Annotated in this window: 10 protein-coding genes and 1 rRNA gene; all 11 read right to left on the bottom strand. The window is 48.6% G+C overall.

The features are described 5' to 3' along the window. Window positions 1-298: ribosomal RNA gene (locus tag ACE5LO_RS17780) — 16S ribosomal RNA — on the bottom strand; the annotation flags it as partial. Window positions 299-994: 696 nt separating this feature from the next. Next, window positions 995-3,316: an alpha-xylosidase gene (gene yicI / locus ACE5LO_RS17775; RefSeq protein WP_375521348.1), complete on the bottom strand. Its 2,322-nt coding sequence runs from the start codon at window positions 3,314-3,316 to the stop codon at window positions 995-997. A 30-nt stretch (window positions 3,317-3,346) separates the two neighbouring features. Beyond that, window positions 3,347-4,177, bottom strand: coding sequence for a carbohydrate ABC transporter permease (locus ACE5LO_RS17770; RefSeq protein WP_375521347.1), 831 nt, complete (start codon window positions 4,175-4,177; stop codon window positions 3,347-3,349). A 1-nt stretch (window position 4,178) separates the two neighbouring features. Beyond that, entirely contained in the window at window positions 4,179-5,096 is a 918-nt protein-coding gene (locus ACE5LO_RS17765) for a carbohydrate ABC transporter permease (protein WP_375521346.1), read from the bottom strand. 16 nt (window positions 5,097-5,112) lie between these two features. Beyond that, on the bottom strand, window positions 5,113-6,354 hold the full coding sequence (locus ACE5LO_RS17760) for an ABC transporter substrate-binding protein (protein ID WP_375521345.1): 1,242 nt from the start codon (window positions 6,352-6,354) through the stop codon (window positions 5,113-5,115). Between the two features lie 354 nt (window positions 6,355-6,708). Next, window positions 6,709-7,764, bottom strand: a complete 1,056-nt coding sequence (locus ACE5LO_RS17755; RefSeq protein ID WP_375521344.1) for a substrate-binding domain-containing protein — start codon at window positions 7,762-7,764, stop codon at window positions 6,709-6,711. Between the two features lie 317 nt (window positions 7,765-8,081). Beyond that, on the bottom strand, window positions 8,082-9,314 hold the full coding sequence (locus tag ACE5LO_RS17750; RefSeq protein WP_375521343.1) for an MFS transporter: 1,233 nt from the start codon (window positions 9,312-9,314) through the stop codon (window positions 8,082-8,084). A gap of 21 nt (window positions 9,315-9,335) precedes the next feature. Next, window positions 9,336-9,917, bottom strand: coding sequence for a TetR/AcrR family transcriptional regulator (locus ACE5LO_RS17745; RefSeq protein WP_375521342.1), 582 nt, complete (start codon window positions 9,915-9,917; stop codon window positions 9,336-9,338). A gap of 329 nt (window positions 9,918-10,246) precedes the next feature. Next, complete coding sequence (locus tag ACE5LO_RS17740) at window positions 10,247-17,269, bottom strand: OmpL47-type beta-barrel domain-containing protein (RefSeq protein WP_375521341.1); 7,023 nt, start codon at window positions 17,267-17,269, stop codon at window positions 10,247-10,249. Between the two features lie 21 nt (window positions 17,270-17,290). Further along, window positions 17,291-20,452, bottom strand: coding sequence for a DUF5704 domain-containing protein (locus ACE5LO_RS17735; RefSeq protein WP_375521340.1), 3,162 nt, complete (start codon window positions 20,450-20,452; stop codon window positions 17,291-17,293). 257 nt (window positions 20,453-20,709) lie between these two features. Next, window positions 20,710-21,951: an S-layer homology domain-containing protein gene (locus ACE5LO_RS17730; RefSeq protein WP_375521339.1), complete on the bottom strand. Its 1,242-nt coding sequence runs from the start codon at window positions 21,949-21,951 to the stop codon at window positions 20,710-20,712. Window positions 21,952-22,018: the final 67 nt, after the last annotated feature.

The following is a 22,018-nucleotide window of genomic DNA, read 5'->3' as shown; positions in this document are numbered from 1 at the left end:
TACGCATCGTCGCCTTGGTAGGCCATTACCCCACCAACCAGCTAATGCGCCGCAGGCCCATCCTCAAGTGACAGATTGCTCCGTCTTTCATCGCTCTCCCATGCAGGAAAACGAATTATCCGGTATTAGCTACCGTTTCCGGTAGTTATCCCAGTCTCGAGGGCAGGTTGCCTACGTGTTACTCACCCGTCCGCCGCTAAGTCTCAGGAAAGCAAGCTTTCCATTAACTCCGCTCGACTTGCATGTATTAGGCACGCCGCCAGCGTTCGTCCTGAGCCAGGATCAAACTCTCCAATAAAGATCATCCACAGGATGATCGCCCCTACATACCATTCGGTCCATCTCGCAAAGAGCGGATGAATGGGATGCAGTCTATTGCAAAAGCGATTAAGCTCATTTGAATCTGACGAGATTTAATATCTCATTTTTCGCTCCGCCATTTATTCTGTCCTAGACTCGAACCAAATGGCTTCGCGGATCGGTTTTACAATGTAAAACCTACTCACTCGTTGTTCAGTTTTCAAAGATCAAACTATCATTCTCGCAACCACATTTTGTATCAAGCGGCCGGAATAAGAATATAACATGTAATCATTCATGTTTGCAAGCATTATTTTTTCATCTTGCTAACCAGCGTTTCTAACAAGTTTTTCTCCTTAATTATCCTCGTGCCTTTTTATCGGCCGAGGCACACTGAAGCTTCACTTTGCTAGAAAAGCGATGTGCTCGAAATTAAAGACACAGCAGCATATGATAGCACGCTGCGTCTGAATTTTGAAGACAATTATGTATTCAAGAACAAAGTAACGATCACTCGGAAGCGATGCAGTGAAAGAAGCAGAGAATTGGATTCCATCAAAACCGTTGGTTTACCTGATAAATACAAAGAAAAAACTAAATATTAGAAAACCCCATACACCAGAAAACCGTCGGGAGATTGCTCCCTGACGGTTTTCACTTTTTAGCACATTAAATCTTATGAGAAGGCCCAATTTTACAAAGTAACCCGATATTGACCCAACACTGTATCCGGAATAATGCAAACTCCCTCATCCGTTGTTTCCCAGCCGCCTCCGTCCACGGACTCTACTTCCCTGATGCAGCGCAAAACCATTTTCCAAGGCTTGCCCGTGCCTTCAGCCTGAATGAAAATGCTGCCATCTTCCCTTTGCACGCTGACGCGCAATTCCACTTCTGCCGCTGTACTGTGCACAGTCACCACTGCTTTACCCTGATCCTGAAGCTCAAACAGGTGCAGTTCAACCCCATCGGCATAATCATAATCCGGACGCTGGTCATTCTGCCCTACAGCAACGATACTGTTTTCACGAACGAACAGCGGCAGGCTGAAATAATCATACTGCTCACTGTACCATTTTCCTCCTTGCACTACCTCTCCTGTCAGGAAATGCGTCCACCTTCCCTCTGGCAAGTAACAGCGGCCTTCCCCGCGATCATTAAAGATTGGAGCAACGAGCAAAGAGTCGCCAAGCATATACTGCAGATCAAGCGGCGCGCAGTTTGCATCCTTCATAAACTCAAGCACCATGGCACGCATCAGCGGAAGGCCCCTGCGCGAAGCTTCAACTGATTGGGAGTACAGATAAGGCATGAGCTTGCTTTTCAGCTTGGTAAAATAGCGCAGCACATCCACGGACTCTTCATCAAAAAGCCAAGGCACACGGTATGACTGATTGCCGTGCAGGCGGCTGTGGGAAGAGAGCAGCCCGAATGCAGTCCAGCGTTTGTACAAGTCCGGTGTCGCCGTCTGTTCAAAACCGCTGATATCATGGCTCCAGAAGGTAAACCCGCTCAATCCGAGCGAAAGTCCGCCGCGCAGCGTCTCCGCCATGGATGCATAGGTCGCCGAACAGTCGCCACCCCAATGCACCGGAAACTGCTGGCTGCCTGCCGTAGCCGAACGGGCGAACAGCATCGCTTCATTTTTGCCACGGCTTTCTTCAAGCGCCTCGAACACGGTTTTATTGTACAAATAAGTATAGTAATTATGCATTTTCACCGGATCGGAGCCGTCAAAATACACCACATCCGTCGGAATGCGTTCGCCGAAATCCGTTTTGAAGCTGTCCACTCCCATATCCACCAGTTCAATCAGCTTGTCTTTAAACCAGCGCACCGCAGCCGGATTGGTGAAATCCACAAGCCCCATGCCGGATTGCCAGCGGTCCCATTGCCACACGCTGCCGTCCGCATTTTTAACCAGATAACCGTTCGCTTTGCCCTCCTTGAACAAGTAAGATTTTTGTCCAATGTAAGGATTGATCCAGACACAGATATGGAGCCCTTTACTCTTCAGACGGTCCAGCATTGCCTGTGGGTCAGGGAAAACGTCTTCGTCCCATTTAAAATCACACCATTGGAATTCCTTCATCCAGAAGCAATCAAAATGAAATACATGCAGCGGAATATCCCTTTTCAGCATCCCATCGACAAAACTGTTGACCGTCGCCTCATCATAGTTCGTCGTGAACGATGTCGTCAGCCATAAGCCGAATGACCATGCGGGCGGAAGCGCCGGCTTGCCTGTGAGAGCCGTATAATTTTCAAGCACCTCCTTCATGGAGCTGCCGCCAATAATGTAATATTTCAGGCTTTCGCCAGGAACGCTGAATTGCACCTTGGATACATTTTCGGAGGCTACCTCATAGGACACCCGCTCCGGATGATCAACAAACACGCCGTAACCGTAATTCGAGATATAGAATGGAACATTTTTGTACGCCTGCTCGCTGCAGGTTCCTCCGTCTTCATTCCACATATCAACAACCTGACCGTTTTTCACAAATGGAGTAAACCGCTCTCCCAAGCCATAAATGTATTCGCCGATACCTAAATCGAGCTGTTCGCGCATATATGCCGTGGCATCAGGAGCAGACTTGATATAGGCCGGACCTTTATACCCGGAGCCGGTCAGTCGGCGGCCATCATATTCATAATCCACCTTCCATCCGTCCTGTGGATCAATGTTTACGCTTAGGTCACCGCTGGTGAGGCTGACTCGCCCGTTCTCTTTTTTTACGGCAATTTCAAGATTCTCTTCCTGATGGATTTCGAACTTGGGCAGGACCTCGTCCAGTTCATTGTGGATATATTCCACAGCAATCACATTCTTCATTGGAGAACTGTAGCGCACCGTGAGCAGCGTGGTGTTGAGTGTATTTCCTTTATGCTCTATTTTTTTGGTGGATGCAAACACGGTCACAGATTCCGCGTCCGTTTGAATATCGCGGATTTCCACAGGGTGCAGTACATTCAGTCCGGATCTTACATGCCAGTAGCCGTCGGTAAATTTCATCGTATGGTTCTCTCCTGTCTTTATGAATAATTAGTCTTTCATGGAGCCTGCTACAATTCCGCCCACAACATAGCGCTGCAGGGCGACGAAAATGATAATGATCGGCATGGCAGCAATCGTCGCCACCGCCATCAAATTGTTCCATTCCGTGCCGTACTGGCCAATAAAGCGGTACAGGCCGAGGGTCAACGGGCGTACGCTGTTTTCGGTCGTCAGGGTCAAGGCGAAAATGAAATCCCCCCACCCGAACAGGAAGCAGAACACGGCAACCGTCATCATGCCAGGCACGACAAGCGGCAAAATGATTCTTGTAAACGCTGTAAATTTGTTGCAACCGTCGATAGCTGCGGCCTCTTCAAGCCCTTTGGGAAGCGCCAGAAAAGATGGCCTCAATATCAGCACGGCGAAGGGCAACGCATGAATCATATCCGCCAGAATCAGGCCCAGATAGCTGTCCACAAGGTGGAGCTTGGAAAACATGATGAACAAGGGCATCGCCATCGTGATTCCAGGCAGCATTTGAATAGCAAGCAGCAAAATCAGTAGAATGGATTTGCCCCGGATATCAAGCCTGGCGAGCGCATACGCTCCCGGTACAGCAAACAATAGGGACATCACCATCGTACCGATAGCCACGATAAAGCTGTTGCCGATGTAATGGAGCATATCCTGGTTATTGATGAAGTTATCAACATAAGCGGTAAACGTTGAATTCATCAAACCAAACTGCGGAGGTGTCTGGAACAGGTCCGTGATCGGAGTCAGTGACGTTTTGACCATCCAGTACACAGGAAACAGAAATAAAACGGTAATGATGACGGCAATGACAGTCAGGAAAATGTTTTTACGACCTTGCTCCATCCTAATGCGCCTCCTCCTTGCTCGTCATACGCAGGTACACCATTGCAATCAGAATCAGGATGACAAACATAATCATCGATACCGACGCCCCCTGGCTGAACTCAAATTTGGTGAAGGACATCTGGTACGAGTAGATCGGCAATACGTTCGATGAATTCACCGGACCACCGGCGGTCATGATAAAAATGATGTCAAATACTTTGAACGTATTGATGATGCCCAACATGATGAGAATGAGGATGGTCGGTCGCATCAGCGGCAGTGTAATATGACGAAACTGCTTCAATTTGCCTGCACCGTCCAGCTTGGCGGCTTCATACAGCTGCTCAGGCATTCCCTGCAAACCGGTTAACAAAATAATCATGTTGAACGGAATGCCTACCCAAATGTTCGCAATGATGGTGGACAGCAGCGAAGTTGATTGGTTACTTAGCCAACTGTACGGCTGATCAATGATGCCCAGGCTTTGCAAAATGAAGTTGACAACCCCGTAATCTCCGTTCAACATCCACTGAAATACGGAGGCCGTAATGACCATCGGCAGCATCCAGGCAAGCAGCATCAATGAGCGCATCAGATTTCGTCCCGGAAACCTGCGGTTAAAGAACAGGGCCAAAGCAAATCCTATTCCGAACTGAAAAACAAGGCTGAACACCGTAAACACGATGGAGTTGCGAAAAGCCGTATAGAACACGGGATCTTTGAACGTGCTTACATAATTCTCGAAGCCGACAAAATGATGCTTCTTCTTGAAGTTATATACATTCACATCCTGCAGGCTTAGCGTAATGTTATAAACGATTGGGAACAGGACAAACACAAGCATGAACAGCACGATTGGCAGAACGAACAGATAATTGTTCCATGATGAAAACGATCTGGAGGAGCGTTTTGCCGGAGTCATTGCAGAGTGCGCCATCCCGAATCCCCCCTTTCTATTCTTCTTGTTGTTCCTGAAGCAGCGAGGCAATAATTGCACCGGCCGACTTGACGGCCGCTTCCGGTGTTTTGGCTCCTGTCAGCGCTTCCTGAAGCATGGTTTGGATCGCCTCCGAAATGCTGGCATAGTTCGGACCGTACGCTCTCGCTTTGGCCACCTGCATACTGTCGGCAAACACCTTCATTTGCCGGTCTTCCTGCCAGAAGGAATCCTGAAGCAAATCGCTGCGGCTCGGCAGCCGGCCGTTCGTCTTGAGCAGCTCTTTCAGCCGCTCCGGTTCGTTGGCAAATTGAATCACATCAAAGGCGATATCCTTGTGCTTGGAAGCCTCTGAGATAGCCCAGTTTTCCCCGCCAAGCACAGTCGCGGATTGCACATCCGATGGGAGTTTAACAACATCCCAGTTTACTTTTGCGCTCTTCTGCAGAAAGGGAATCTGCCATGTCCCGTTCACCATCATGGCTACCTTACCAGCGGCAAACTGGGTTGCAGTATCCGATTGCTTTTGCGTGATTACGTCTTTGGACATCAGTCCTTCATTCACCATGTCTGTCAACATGGTTAGCGCTTTCAAAGTTCCCGGTGAATCAAAATCCGGAATGTCCGAACCGGCCTGCAGCACGAACGGCAGGAACTGGAACGTTCCCTCTTCCGTTTTGACGGCGCTTACAGCAAAGCCAAACACATCTTTATCGGTCAGCTTTTTGGCCGCAGCCTGCAGCTCATCCCAATTAGTAGGAGGCTGTAATCCTGCTGTTTTGAAAAGATCCGTATTGTAATACAGAGCAAGATTGTTACTTCCGACCGGCACACCATAATTCCGGCCATTGTAAACCGTGGATGACCAAGGTCCCTCAATGTAATGCTTGGCCTGTCCCCACTTTTCTATCTCTTTTGTAAGGTCCGCAAGCACACCGGCAGCCGCAAACGTTTGGTGGTCCGCACTATCGATCCAGACGATATCTGGCCCCTGGTTGCCGATGGACCCAAGCAGAAGTTTGGTCTTGATATCCGAGTAAGACACATAGGTCCGTTCTATCGTGATGTTGGGATGTGTCTCCTCATATTCGGAAATGATTTTGTTGATGGCTGCAACACTGGCGTCACTGGTCATCGTGTCCCACCAGGTGATTTTCACTTTATCTCCCGATTCCCCTGAATTCTGGCCCGGGGTGCAAGCCGTCAAAAGAAGGATCAGGCACGCAACAATTGTTAGCGCCTTCATATTGCCGATCACACTAAGTCCCCCTTTATGCTTTTACTCCTGTTGCCATGATGGATATATGCTTAACGCCGGCGGGCATTGGGCCCACTTAACTGTGGCGGAATTTTTGAAGTCATTTTTTTAAAGTCGGATATAAAATCCTGCGTAAAACCGGCATTGCGATTAATGATGAAGGAAAATTTCATTGTACGATGGAAGAAAAACCGCATGATAAAAGAAAAGATGTAAGAAAAACGTATCGATGAACGAAAAAACCGAAATAATGATGTTTAAATGCAAATTATTGATTTACGTACATCATTTTATTGTGTAAAGCATGCATCCTTACTCCTGCAAGCTTCAGAATAAGGGTGACAATGCTTTTTTTTAAATGTAATAGCGGGCATTTTCCTTCGTTACAAGCTCCAGCTTCGTGATATTCTCCCGCATATTGATCTTCTCCCCATAAGCCAAATGGGCAAACAAAGTCTTTACGGTGAGATAGCCCTGGTTCACAGGATCCTGGCAAATTGTTGCTGTCACGACATTTCTGCGCAGGAACTCATAAATTTCCGTTGTGATGTCATGCCCGACCAACGCCACTTTGCCTGCCAATCCCGCCTTCTCCAAATGAGCAGCCACTACCTGCAGCTTGGCGCTTGTTACATAAACAGAATCGACCTGACTGAATAAATCTGCAAAGGTATCCGGGTCCTCATACTCTTCCTGCTTAAGCTTCAGCATCTGCGTCATTTCCACATTACCGTATTCAGCGATGACTTCCCTGAAACCCATAATCTTCTGCTGCATCTGAAACGTCGTGGCCGACGGTACCGATGAGGCATCCGAAGTAATGAGGCCTACTCTGCCATGGCTTTCCGAGAATTTGCACAGCAGGTCTGCGGCCAACCTGCCCGCAATGCGATAATCACAGCCTACATAAAACAGCCGTTTGCTGAGCGGAGAGTCATTATTGAAGGTGCAAATGGGGATACCGCTGTCGATCCCTTTGTCGATAATATCCGTCATTTCCTCGGAATCATTGGGCGAAATCGCTATCGCATCAAACGCCTTGGACTCAATCAGGTCCAGAACGACCTGCTTCTGCTTCTCCAGATCATATTTTTCGGATTTGAACAGCTCGATATGAAGCCCATAATCTCTCAGCTCCTCATAGGCCGTCCGAACCCCACTCTCAATTTGGTCCCAGAAATAGTCCGGCAGCTCCGGGAAAACAATCGCCAGCGACAGTTCCTTTTTCCGCGATAAAAAACTGGCCGACTTGTTCGGGGTATAATTCAACTCCTGCAATTTGTCCATCACTTTGCGGTACGTCGCAGGCTTGACGTTGCCCCTATTGTTCAGCACCCGATCCACCGTCGCCACAGAGATTCCGATCATCTGTGAAATTTCCTTGAGCGTCAATCTTCTGCTATCGTTCATAGTATCCAACCTCGGATTGTATGCGCTCTCATTATGTGCTGAAAGCTATTTTGTTTATTTCAAATTCATCATAATCCTTGCGGTAAAAGCTGTCAACGTCTTTGTGACGTTAATTTCTATAAAATGATGTTCGTACATCATTTTATTCAAACGCAGACGCCCACCTTCCAGACACGACTGTCATGCCGGGGGTGGGCTTACCGTTTTTTATTAAACCTCTAAGAGTTGCGCCTTATTGGGGATTATCGAGCCTGTTTGGAGCTATGGAGCGAAAGGTTGATCGGCCATACTCCAAGCAGAAGCGAACATTACTACGTTCAACCGCTCTCTTCCGTTACTGGCTTTGTCTTCCACATGAAAGTCACAATGAGCCCGATCCCCATAATAACGGCCGCAAACAGGTAAGGGTAGTTGATATTGACATCAAACAAAATTCCGCCAAGGGCTGGTCCGGCAATGTTCCCCAAACTGGTGTACGTGGAATTCATGCCGGCGACGAAACCCTGTTCTTTATCGGCGGATTTGGACAAAAATGTCGTAAGTGCCGGGCGTAGCAAGTCAAATGCCAGAAAAATAAAACAGGTTACCGCCAAAACGACCCAGAAGCTGGAAACCAAAGTTGAAATGACAGCCAGAATGACTCCGGCGATCAAACAGATCTGGATCAGCTTCTTTTCTCCCAGCATATCAACCATTTTGCCAAACAGGAAAATTTGTACGACCACACCGAAAATGGAGCTGGCGGTGATGATGACGGCAATATCCTGCGGGGTGAAGCCAAACTTGTGATCGGAAAACAGGCTGAACACCGTCTCGTACGCCGAGAGTCCGAATGCGAGCACAAATACGATCACAAAAGCGACAAAATAGATTGGACGCAGCGATTTCCGTAAATCGCCTGCGAAACTGGATTGCTGGGTATATTCAGAAATTTCGGCGAGCTGTTCTTTCGTCAACTGCTCCTTTAACATGAACACAGAGCAAAGACATGCCACAAAAGCAACTCCGGCCGCAAAGTAGAAAGGCAATCGCACGCCGTACTCGGCAATGAAGCCGCCAATGCCAGGACCGATAATAAAACCGGTGCTGATCGCAGCCGAAACATAACCCATCGCCTTGGGACGTTCCTCTACCGAAGTAATGTCAGCCACATAAGCGGTGACGCCCGGCATAATGAATGCGGCGCTGATCCCACCCAGTACCCGGGCGAGATACAACACCCACACATTCGTACCTGCACCAAAAATCAATTCCGAAATGCTAAACAGCAGCAGGCCGAGCAGGATGATCTTTTTCCTGCCATAACGATCAACCCATCGGCCGGCAATCGGTGACACCAGCAACTGGGCAACCGCAAATGCAGCTACCAGATAACCCATCGTTTTGCCCGACAAATGCATAATATTCATAAAAGACGGCATAACGGGAATAACCAGACCAATCCCCAGAAAAACAATAAATATATTGCTCAGCAGTATGAGTAATACCGCTTTTTGCTCTTTAATCGGTTTCTGCATCATCGTTACCTCTTTCTGCGCTTTCTGGTTCATTTCTAAACTTGACGCATTCTATCATGAACGCGAAACGCCCCGCCAAAAAACAGCCCAGGACGCTTCCAGCTTATCTTGCAGTCGCTTCTCATCATTGCCATATACGAGCTCCAATATAATGGAGTCCACTACGCCCAGGAAAGCCAATGTCGGTATTTGCGCAGTGTCTCCAACGATGACTCCGGCATCAAGCCATTCCTGAAATTTGCGCTCCAGTACCCTCTGCACTTGCGTCTCCAGATCAATAACTTCCTTCTCAATAGCTTGAGCCAAATGTGCCGGTGGAAAGAACGACATGCGCAGCCAAAATTTCAACAGCTCGTTTCTCTGGAACAAATCAATGATCAGCCGCAAAAAACCGTACAAGTCCCGCTCAGGGTCCGGCGAAGCGATCGTGCCAAAATACTCCAGCTTGGATGACAGTTCCGCTTCCTTCGCATCACGCAGAACATGCAAAAACAGATCATCCTTGCTCTTGAAATGAGCGTAGATGGACTGTTTCTTCATGCCGACTGCATCCGCGATTTGAGCGAGAGAAGCCCCTTCATAACCGTGAATCGTAAAAAATTTTAATGCCGCATCCTTGATTTCACTGCTCTTCAAACCGACACCCCCTACACTGACGAACGTTCGTCAGTTATAATACCAAAAGAAACCCACATAAGCAAGCAACGCGAAATCCGCCCAACAGAGATCCATTGTGAGAATAAGGAATTTGACTGGGAAATAAAGTGTTGGACTGAGAAGACAAAAGCAGTAGAGTTGTGAGGCGGCTTACGCTATTGTAACAAAAAGAAGCCACTCCTTATTAAAATGGAAGTGACAAGCAACCTTTTAAAGGAGGGCTTCTTTTGTACATTCAGTTACATTCAATATACTCTATAGACCAACTATGTCGGCAATGGATATGCAAAGAAGATATTCATGCCTCTTCAATGCTTTTGCAGCATATTATAGATCATTTCAGCTGCTTCAGCGCGAGTGACATTGTTTTTCGGACGGAAAGTCCCGTCAGGGTACCCCTGAACCAGTGATTCCTGGGTCAGCCCCAGTACTTCCCCCTTTGCCCATGAAGAAATGCCACTTTCATCCTTGTACACATTGCTGATTGCTTCCTGCGGTAAATTCCGCAAAGCGTTTCCGATCATTTTACTGGCCTGTTCCCGGTTAATCACAGCAACAGGAGCAAATATATCCTCACTGAAACCTCGGGCAACGATATGAGCAATTGCCGTCTGCAGCCCAGGAATGTACCATGCTTCTGAGTCGATGTCTTTAAAAGACAGTGCCGTTTCGGATGCTTCCGGAAGCTCCAGTGCCCGAACCATCATGGCAGTAAACTCAGCGCGTGTAACTGCCCGGTTAGGCTCAAATGTCGTTTCTGCAGTACCTTCAATTACGCCATTCTTAGCTAAAAAGGTGATTTTCTCCCGGCTAAAGGTTCTATCAATATCTTTGAATATTATATCTTTGGATGCTCCTGTGGCGTTGTCAATCTCAGCAACAGGAGTTTGTGGCTCCGCTGGTATTTGAATCGTGAAACCTGGTTCCTCAATAACCGTGGTTTGGCCGCCGCCTCCACCACCCCCACCGGACCCGCCAGTTACTCTCGCGTCAGTCTGCACGGTGAGTTCTTTCGATGCAGATTTCATCCCCCTGGCATTCTCCGTCCAAACGATGAAAGTATAGTTGGTTCCAGCAGTCAGTTCTCCTTTGATAAAAGATTGGGCCTTACCACGATATACCTCTTTTCCAGCCAAGGAAACGACCACAGTATCATTCGGTTGAACGTCATCGAAATAAAGTGTAACTGATTCGGTAGTATGCTCACTGCTTAACGTGAAATCACCCGATGGTTTGGTCTCAAAGGCTGCTGAAATCATTCCTCCGCTTCCACTGGTGTTGACGGGCTCCACCGAAACCGTATATGCCTGAGAGCTGTTTAAGGAGATGAAATCATATATGGAGCCTGTAGTCTCCTCAATGATTTGTCCATCCAGATAAACCCGGTAAAAGTCGGCTCCCGTGACCTCCTTCCAAGTAGCCTGGGCGGAGGAAGATGTAATTTCGGAAACCTGAAGGGAGTCTTCTTGCATACTGCTTGGCAATGTCCGCCATGTGAACCGGCTGTTGTTCCCCTCACCGTTTTCATTGATTGCAAAAACGCGGAAGTGATAAATAACCCCAGGAAGAAGATCACCCACGTTAATAGCAGGCCCGGTCACAGTTCCAAGATTCCTAAATCCTTCCTGTTCTATCCGGTATGATGTCGCGCTCTTCGAGGGCGTCCATGCTAAGGTAAATGACTTATCCTTAGCGTTCACGCTTTTCAATCCCTGCGGAGCTGCCGGAAGCGTGAGTACGCTTGCGTCCACTTCTTTCCCAAACCCGGAGGAATTTCCGCTGGCTATGCTTGCTTCGTAGGCCGTCCCACCTTCAAGCCCATTGAAAACAGCAAACGTATCGGAAACGGTCATTGTCTCTCCATTCATGCTTACCTGATACTTGGTCGCGCCAGGCACAGCATTCCAGTTCACTTTGACACTCTTCTCGCCAATTTCAGTGAATCGGAGTTCGTTCACCTGCAGCGGGAGCGTCAGTGCATAAGTTGCTTCTGTTACCCCTAAACCGCTGCGGTTATACGGTTTAATTGTAAATTGAGCCGATTGACCGGCTGAGAGATCCCGGATCGTAATCTCGTTTTGACCAGATTCCAGTTGCATTGGCGAACCACCGTCAACGGAGAACCAGTACCCCGCTGCCCCTCGTACTGGCTTCCAACCGAGCCGGATCCAATCCTCGCCAGCGTCCAGACTGCTGAAGTTTTCGGCTTTGGCCGGGAGAGTAATGAGATCAAGCCTTGCTTCATCCCCGCTACCGGACTCGTTCGTTGCGGTTAAGCGGTAGCTGTACTCGGTTCCGGAATTCAATCCGATATCATGGAAAGCGTTATACACATCGTCGTACACCGTTGTTCCATCCCGTTCCAGTTCATAATAGGTAGCGCTCGTTACGCTATCCCACTGCAGATCGATGTCACGTTCTCCGACCTGAACATATGTGAATCCTGGAGACGCCGGGAGCGACATGACGGACTGGTGCGTAGCCGGGCCTTCCCCGCTCTCATTGATTGCGGATATGGAAATGTCATAGAACGTAGCCGGCTGCAGGTTCAGCACCGGCGCATACACGCTGGTCGTAACCGTCTCATTGAACATTTCCTGCATCGTATCAGCTTGAACTGCTCTCAAGCGGTAGGCAGTTGCCGACTGCACAGGGTCCGCGCTGACCAACACCTGGCTGAAGTCATTTTCGACTGGTGATACAACCATATGCTGCGGAGCTGCAGGCAGGGTCAGAACCTCTTCTGTGCTGCTGGTTGCTTTTCCAACATGATTGCTCACTTCCAGCTCAAACGGATATCGCGTACCCGGCTGCAGACCCGTAACGGTAAGCACGTTTTCCGGATAATCAGCTGTGAAATACTGCCCAGTGGACCGATTGTATAGGGTGTATTGATAGCCGTCCGTATAAGCAGATCCATTCGGCAAGGTCCACTCCAGGACTGCCTCATCCTGTTTTACCGATTGAACGGATAAAGCTGGAACCTCCGGCTCCTCCTGCAGGCGGAACGGCTTCGAAACGGTGATCTCCTCATTCCCCACCTGGTCCACCGCTTTGGCATGGATGTACCAGATTCCTTCATCCTGGATTGTTACTTCCACCCGGTTATCGGCTGCTATATCCCAGGTGGCTGGCTCGTCCAGGGAATTTGTAATTTTGTAATACCTCTCTTTGACTCCCGATCCTTCATCTGAAAAGGAAACGGAAGCTTGGATGTCATCATCCGACCAGCCGCGACCGTCCGGATCGAGGTCTATAGCGGGTCCCTGCTTATCGACATATACCGTCTTGCTGGTTACGGCACTCACGTTCCCTGCTACATCAATGGCGCGTGCAGAGATCACTACCGTACCATCCTCAGTGATGTTGCCACTATCGCCTCTTTCAAATGAGCTGTTACCGATCTGGTACTCATAATGAAACGGGCTGAGCGTGTCGGTGCTGCCATCGACCGTGAAATCCACATTGCCGGCAGTGTAATCGTCTTCAGTTGTAGTAATCACCGGTGCGCTCGGCGCCGTCCGGTCTACCACTACACGTAGCGGATCCGCATCTGCCACATTACCGGCCTTATCGATGGCTTTTGCATGTACGTACCAAATGCCTTCATCTGTGATCGTAGTCTCAGTGTCGCTATCGACCAGTTTCCAGGTCGTTGGTGCATCAGGCGAGTCGGAAATCTGAATATATCGTTTGTCTATGCCGGAGATGCTATCTGCAAATTTAAATTCCGCCTGGATAGCGTCTTGAGCATATTCGGCGTCAGTAGTCACAGTGACAACCGGCTTTGTCTTATCAATCGTCAGCTCATAGACAGCTTCCTGACTGACATTTCCGGCCTGATCATAGGAACGAGCCGTGATAACGGTTGTTCCTTCAGCAGAGACGGTAAAATCATCCTCCGCGTCCACTGGCCACTTCAACTGTGTTGCTCCAGACAGGATATATTCCGTCCGATGCATGCCCGATCCGGTATCCGTTCCTGGTCGGATATGCACGCTCACATCTTCCGGACTTGGAGAGGCCTTACTCACTTCGATTATTGGCGCCGTTGGGCTAGTCGTATCAATGAGAACCGTAACGCTTGTTTCTTTCCCTACGTTGCCTACGTCGTCTGTGGAGCGCGCGGTAATTACCGTCTCTCCTTCCACAGCAGCGGGTATCACAAATTCGGAACTGTACGGCTGCCAGCCTTGATTTAAGGTCCCTATTAATTTGTATTCCGTCAGGCTGACATCCTGATCGGCCGGAGGTTTAATAGTGACCCGGATATCGCGGTTCGACACAGTTTTGGATGGATGTATCTCCGGCAGGCCGGGGCTTGTCCGGTCGATCCGGATGATTTCCTCGGTCACGTCGCTAAAATTCCCTGCTTTGTCGATGGTCCGAGCCCTGACAACGGTCTCTCCTTCAGTAGTGACGATGAACGGCTCTTTCGATTCTTTCCAGTCTACATTCTCTGCGCCACTTAATGCGTATTCTGTTTTGTCTACCCCAGAGAACTCATCTGTTCCCGGTGTAATGCTGACAGAAACGTTTGTAGAGGACTTACCGATCGGATCCGTCGTGATGACCGGGCTGGTCGGCTTGGCCATATCGATCTGTACGGATGCCGTGCTTACGGGGCTCAGATTCCCTACGTCGTCAAAGGAGCGCGCAGTAATGGTCGTTTCTCCTTCAGTCGCGGGAATAGAAAATCGTCCGTTGTATGGCTGCCAATTCTGTGTCACCGCACCATTCAGCTTAAATTCAGTACCTTTTAAATCACTATCTGCAGCAGGCACAATCTCTACAGGTATGGACGCATTCGAAAGTGTTTTTGACGGTACGATCGTTGGCTTCGCGGGCCCTGTTTTGTCGATGTGTACTACAGCCGTTTTTATGCTGCTGATATTGCCTGCATTATCCACGGTTCTCGCGCTGACGGTGGTTTGCCCTTCATTGGTCACCTGGAAGGAAGATGAATAGGTCTTCCAATCGGCAACGGTGGCCCCAGCCAGAGCATACTCCGTTCTGGCCACTCCGGACTTTGCGTCCGTTCCTGGCGTGAGGGTGACGGTAACTGTTGTATTGGATTTTCCGGTCTTGTCGGTTACTATCGTTGGAGCTGTAGGAACCGTTTTATCAATTTGGGGATCCAGTACGGAGACCGGTCCAATGTTGCCTGCATTGTCTATAGTTCGTGCATAAACATTGACGCCCTCTTGGGTGATATTCACGGCCGATATGTAATCCGTCCATCCCCCTCCGTTAAGTTGATACTGTGATTTTTGCACACCACTCACAGCATCCTGACCGTGTGCGATCGTGATTACTTTGTTGCCGCTGTACCAGCCACTTCGATCGGCGGAGATCGATGGAGCAGTAGGTGCCACCTTATCAATCAGGGTATCCAAAGTGGAGGTAGAACTGATATTTCCAACCTGGTCCAGCGTTCTCGCCCCAACCGTTACCCGGTCGCTTACCGTGAACGGTCCCGTATAATCCATCCAGTTGCCTCCGTTAAGCTGGTACTGAGATTTTTGAGCGCCGCTAAGGTTGTCGAAGCCGTGAACAACGGTGATAACCTTATTGCCGTTACCCCAACCGCTACGATCCGGAATAATGGTTGGAGCGGCCGGCGCAGTTCTATCAATGTAAGCATTGACTGTAGTGATAGAGCTGCTGTTACCTCTATAATCCAGAGCGCGTGCATCAATCTGAGTGATTCCTGGATTACTAATTACCAAACTTATTCCATCAGTCCAGTCCCCACTTGTAGCACCAGAAAGTCTGTACTGATATTTTCGTACAGCATAATTATCCGTGCTTCCCCCGATGTTTACTGTCACATTAGATGTAGTCCATCCAGACGGATTAGTAGTTACGACTGGAGCAGTCGGAGGCTGATAATCAGAATAATAATCTTGAGCCTGGAGCATGGCTGACGATCGAGGTATTATTTGATCAGCAGTGACACGAAAATAACGAATAGTCTTGAGTTGGCGAGCAATATCTTCATTTACTGGTGTGTATGAAATGCCATATGAGCTCCCCATGCTGTAAGATTCGCCTAAAATCCAATTAACACCATCTTGAGAAATATACACGTTAAAATTAGCCCCAGGGTAAACAAAATCTAATCCTAATCTCACAGAATACTCATAAGGATCAATTCCAGGTGCGCCAAAATCAAAAGTAACTGTGCTTTGACGACTAGAATCATTCCACGTCTGTCCAGAATAGTAGGCATCAACCTGTGGCGGGACGATGAAACTGAAAATTTGCAGCGTCATAGCCGCAACTAGAAATATCGCTATGACTTTTTTTCTCATACTCTTCCGCTGCCCAAGTGACTTTGCCATCTGGATCTTTCTATTTCCGCGGCGCTCTTTAGCTGGTAAAACAGCTATTACATTTATGAGATACAGCTGCCCATCGTGGTTCGCCAGTTTATGAACTGCAGATAAAACTAAGCTTTTCATACGTTGCATGAATGGAATATCCGACTCTGTTTGATAGGCATTCGCTAGTGCTGCCCATTCCTTAGCTGTGTGCATTACCGGTCCGGTAGAAAGCACTGATTGGACTTTGGCATCCACAGAGGCAATATTACTCACCACCATGGAGAAACCCATAGCACGAGCATACACCGTGGTTCTGCCTTCCTTGGTAATGGTAAAAGGCTCCGTGTAATCAATCCAAGAACCAAACTCCCCCAATTTGTACTGGGTCTTCTCTGTTCCTGCACGACTCCTGGAAATAGTTACAAGTATCGGTTGATCTGTATAGTCAATACTGCTCAACTGAATACTTGGCGTAGCCGGCCGTGTTTTGGGAATAGCCGTCGTGGCCTGAGCTACTGCACTGATGTTCCCAGCATGATCCAGCGTACGTGCATAGATGATCGTATCTTGTTCCGGAACGCGAACAGGTAAACGATAATCCTGCCATTCACCATCACCCAGCTTGTACTGGCTTTTCAGTACACCACTGCCGCCTGCATCCGCTCCATCCTGAATTGCAAGCTGTTTTTCATCGCTGTCCCAGCTCACGTTATTCACCAAAATATTCGGCATATCGGGTACAATGGCATCATCTTTAGGTGTATTTATTCCGTTGTTATAAGAATTTATGTTATTTTGAATAGCTTCTTCTCGCTCCGGATCTGCAGCTTGTTTCACTGGCTCCGAGAGAGAGTCCGAAGAATTTCGTATAGGTAATTCCGCATTCTTCGCTTGATTGGCTGCCTCCGGCATGTCGCTCGATCCGTAAACGGCTGAGCCGAAATACGGATTAAAGATACCGGATACCAGTATGATCAGGAGAAGAATGCTCACGCATCTTCGCAAATGGTTTCCCCCCTCTACATGTTAATGGGTTACAGAAGACTTGAAGTCGTCATAGCTGGACAGATTCGCATGATAGTAAACAACATCCCCATCCGGTGCTGCAAATTCATGGCCATACTTGTCCTGGACTACATTGCTGTACCCTTCGAGCTGCCATTGATTATCCAGCGGTGTGCTGTCCCCCGGCAACCTGTAGTACCGCAGGTGCGGCGTATCCAATCCATCCTGATAGGTTTCAATGCTGAAGTTCACCACAATGAAGCCGTCCTTCAGGAAAATCGGTGAGTGATCCGTTAGCTTATTGGTTCTGCCGTACTCCGCAATATTAAACCCGGTCGGAACGACATACGGAGCTGCCGGCAAACTGTACTCGCAATACCATTTTTGAACGGATGCCACGGCCCGGCCCGGATCTACCGTTTTCGGGAGATTGGACGTCGGTCCGACCAATGTCCGTATCCGCTGCGTTAAATCAAGCAGGCTGTACCCGCCAATGGTGCTTTTATTCGAGGACTGCTTCAGAAAGTCGGTGAAGCCATAGGTGGCCACGTATTTGGCCGTGTTGTTCAGCTCCGTTGAAGAGACGTTTCGCAACGGGGTATTCAGAACCATGCTGCGGGTCAACGTGTCCTGGCTGGAACCGATTTTCACGAATTTTTGACCTGTCGTCTGATTGTGATAATACAGATCGACTTTCTGGCGCTGGGTTCCGTCTTTATTCACGAAGTAGAATGTCGGCACGATCTTCACGTGGTCTTTTGGACCGAAATTATTCCCTTTCGTCTTAAAGTCGAATTTGAACGCATAGCCGGTCTTCACGGCCACATTCTTATACCCGCTGTTCGGGTGGCTGCCCGGCAGGATCGGAAGCATGAAGGGAGACTTATTCCCACGGGGCGCACCGTCTATGGAGTTCGGCCCGACCCAATAAGCTACACCGGTAGGCTCAGAGCTACCCTTCTTCGTGCGGAAGACCGTCTCCCAATCGTAGTCCATAATGTCCGTTACCTTGAAGTCATACAGGCGCCCAATCACTTCCACCGGCACCGTGTTGATCGCCACATGGTTGGCCAAGTCGAAGTTGGCCATCTTCTCCCAGGTGAAATTTTCAGGTGCATTCTCCGCTATCGAACGGAAGTGGACCGTATATTTTCCTTCATCGACCCATACCGGCATCCGGAACGTGGTCTGCAGTTGAGTCACCGGAATATCGATCCAGGTTTTGGCCGGAATGTACTTGCCCATATCTTCATTGTAGACATCGAACTCGAACAGTACCTGCTTATATGCCGTGTACTTCGCATAGTCCCGGTTACCGTATCCTTTAATATCCCGGTGCTGCCCGATCGTCGGAATGGTGACAGTAAACGGCCTGTCCAGAACCAGGGCCGCGGTGCCTGCAGTCGGGTATACCTTCTGGTTATGCTCCTTGTCATTCGTGACGCTGGGGTACATCACCACCGGCGTATGAACCGTAACGCTGTTCAAATCATCTACCGGCTGCCGCACGTTTTCCGGATTGCCCAAGCTGCCGTCCAGTGGTGAATACTCAATCGTGCCAGTGCTTTCATTATCTGCCTTGTTGGTCTTGCTGACCGGAATAACGTTCTCCGGACGGTACAGAGCGTTTTCGTCAATACTGAGCGGCGTTTTGATCGCTCCAGGATCCTTGGTCTTGGTTTTGACCATGGAGCCGTCCATCACGGTCTCTCCGTTGAATGTGAGCTTGTCGTTACGCACATCCAGTTCCGGCGTCTCTTCCTCCGCATAGCTCTCAAGGTTTTCATCCGGAACATCCGGTTCGCTGCTGCCGCCGTCAATCGTCTGACTTGGAGCGGAAGCCGATACCGGTGACGGCTCCAGCAGATTCTCTACTTCCGTTTCCACATCCATCGTCGGCACTTTGTAGGAGCTGCCTGGATCAATGACGATGCCATTACCCTGGAAGGCGTAATTATAGAGCTTGGCATTGTCGATTTTATACACCTGCAGGTCAGGAATCGTCCAGTAGGAATAGTGCCGTACAATGTCATAGGATGGGGTCACGGTGACAGTTCGCGACTTGTTAACATTACGCGTCTTCGTTTCGCCCTTACTGTTTTCATACTCCTCTTTCTCCGTCCATTTCAGTTTATATGTCTTGCTCACGGGAACCGTAAACGTACACGTGCCGGTGAACTTCTCGAATTTGTTGTTATACAGATATTCCTTCGCCAAAACGTTGCCATATAAGCTTTCCGAAGTGGGGATGCCTTTGGCCACTTCAAAATTTTCAGATCCCCGTACGTCCGCCTTGATCTTCCCAACTGCGCTGCTGTTCATCTGGCTGTCGGTCTTGACTCCTGCAGATTCTGGAGGAGTGCAAACCACGGCTGGTTCTTCTGGTTCCTCCGGAAGTGGAGCGCCGCCTACTGCTACGGCAACGGTATCCGTAAGCCAGTACGTTCCATTTTTCCATTGCACCGTGATCTTGGCCACCCCAGGGCTTATCGCCTTGACAAGACCCGTCTCTGGATTAACAGTTGCTACTGAATTGTTATCCGAAGACCATTCAGTTCGGCCGGGGCGTTGAGTAATATCTACCTGGTCCCCATATGCCGTCTCCCCCGGAGCTTGGGTAGCAACCTCCCCTTTGAACTGTGCTTCCTGTCCAACTTCCATTTGTTGGACGCCAGTTGCAAGGATTTTCTTTTTCTCAACAATCGTACCGCGCCATTCAATATTAAGCGGGGTAAGATATAGGGCTGTATTTTTAGGGTAGCCCTGTCCTCCAGGACGAAAGAGTTTTTTACCATTTTCATCCTCTTGTTGTTTGTTATGTTCAGATCTATAATCCCCTTCACCAGTTTCCCCAGGTTTAGTCTCACCAGTTTCAGAGGTAATAGTAATGTAGTGCAGATCAATAACTTCGAGCTTTGTAATTTCTGAAGTAATTCCCTGATAATCTTCCATTGTCTCAGCTTTAGCAATGTGTTTGTTCGTTATGAAACCTGGGGCTTGAGGCAATCCGTTAGCATCAGTATAACCATCAGGTTGATAATCCGGCTTATTCATATCAATCTTGTCCGATACTTCTTCAGCTGCAGGCCAAGGTTTTTTGTCAGTACCGACATTCGGTACAATAACTTTTCCGCCAGGTGCTCGATAGGAAGTGGCGGTCCACTTCCCATCATCTCTCTGCACCCAATAAACTCCTGGTCTGGCATCCTTAAATCCGCTCACAGGAATAACATATTTTTGCTCTTGAACTGGTCCTTCAGGCGTAACATATGAACTCTTCAACTTCAACTGATCGTCAAGGTTCGAACTTACAGCAGTTACCTTTTCAGCAGCACGGACACTTAATCCACCATAAAATAGTATTGAGAACATCCCTATAAGAAGAAACAGGGCAATTTTTAATAATTTCGGAGGCAATAATATCTCATCCTCTCGTCCGCTTATTCTAGAATTAAAACTGTTGACCTACCGTTAACTACTAATTGTTCTATAACCTTTCCGTCTGTAGCTTTCTTGGGCATGGAAGTATACATCCAGAAATTCCTAGTTACACCCTTCTTAAAGAACCCTGATGAAATATAATCGTCGTGCGGTAAATTTGTAATTCCAAATGTTTTAGATGTTCCAGTCTCAAAGTTAGCCCCACTTAGAAACCTATTTCCGGTTGCATTTGCAAATGCGAGGTTTGTTAGCTCTCCATTCGGTGTAACGCTTGCCTCTGTAAAAACATAATAACGGTCGCCTTTTACAGGCCAATCAAATTTGTCATCAATAAACATTTTTCCGTATAGATTTCTAGGCTTCTTATCGCTACCGGACTCAACAACTATCATGCGATGAATAGTCTGAGTTCCAAGATTGTTGCGAAGTTTAAATTCTTTATCCTTAATCTGGCTAAAATCTGCCGGAGTACCATCAGTGTATTTCCCGAACTTATAAGGCGTCAGCGAAGTCAAATTCGTCCCTGTCAGCCCCACCTCTCTCATCTCATTCAAATCCCGAAAATCCGCAGCCTTTTTCTTTTGCACAGACTCATATCGCCCCAAAATGGCGGCAACCTCGGCGCGCGTCGTCGTCTTGGACGGACCGAATGCTCCATCCTCATATCCAGTCATCAGTCCTGTTCCCAGCGCTACCGACACATACGGATAATCGGTCTTGTTCAGTCCACCTTTGTAATACTCAGCAACCGGAACCAGTGTGTCTTGCGTATCGGACAAAGCAGTCTGAAAATCTTCTAGTGCCGCGGCCAGACCGGAGGCCATCCATTTCGCCATTTCGCGGCGAGTCAGTGACGTGGACGGCTTAAACCCATTAGGGTAATCGCTCGTGGAGATAAAGCCCATCCCGATTGCCTTATTAACTTCCTCTTCACTCCAGTTACCGGACAGGTCCGGAAAACTTCCTTTTCCTCCCTCCACCTCATTGCTGGAGACGCGGGACAAAATGGCAGCAAATTCCGCGCGTGTAACTTGTGCATTAGGGCGAAATGTTCCGTCCGAATATCCCTTTAAATATCCGTTGTTAACAGCAGCATCGATAGAGGCCTTGGCCCAGTGTCCTGCCGGTATATCCTTGAAAACCGAAGCTGCGAAAGCTTCCTCTACTCCAACTGATCCCCATACCGCAGCCACAGCAAGCATTCCTGCAGCAACCGATACCATTACTTTTTTCATCCCCATGTTTTAACCCCCCAATTAGTCTCTTGCCATATACTCTTTCAGTGTAACCTCCACTTCCAATTTCTCC

The sequence above is a fragment of the Paenibacillus medicaginis genome, assembly GCF_042138635.1.
GTDB classification, from domain to species: domain Bacteria; phylum Bacillota; class Bacilli; order Paenibacillales; family Paenibacillaceae; genus Paenibacillus; species Paenibacillus medicaginis.
The sequence above is the reverse complement of the archived record's forward strand: the minus strand, read 5'-3'. Positions and strand labels throughout refer to the sequence as shown.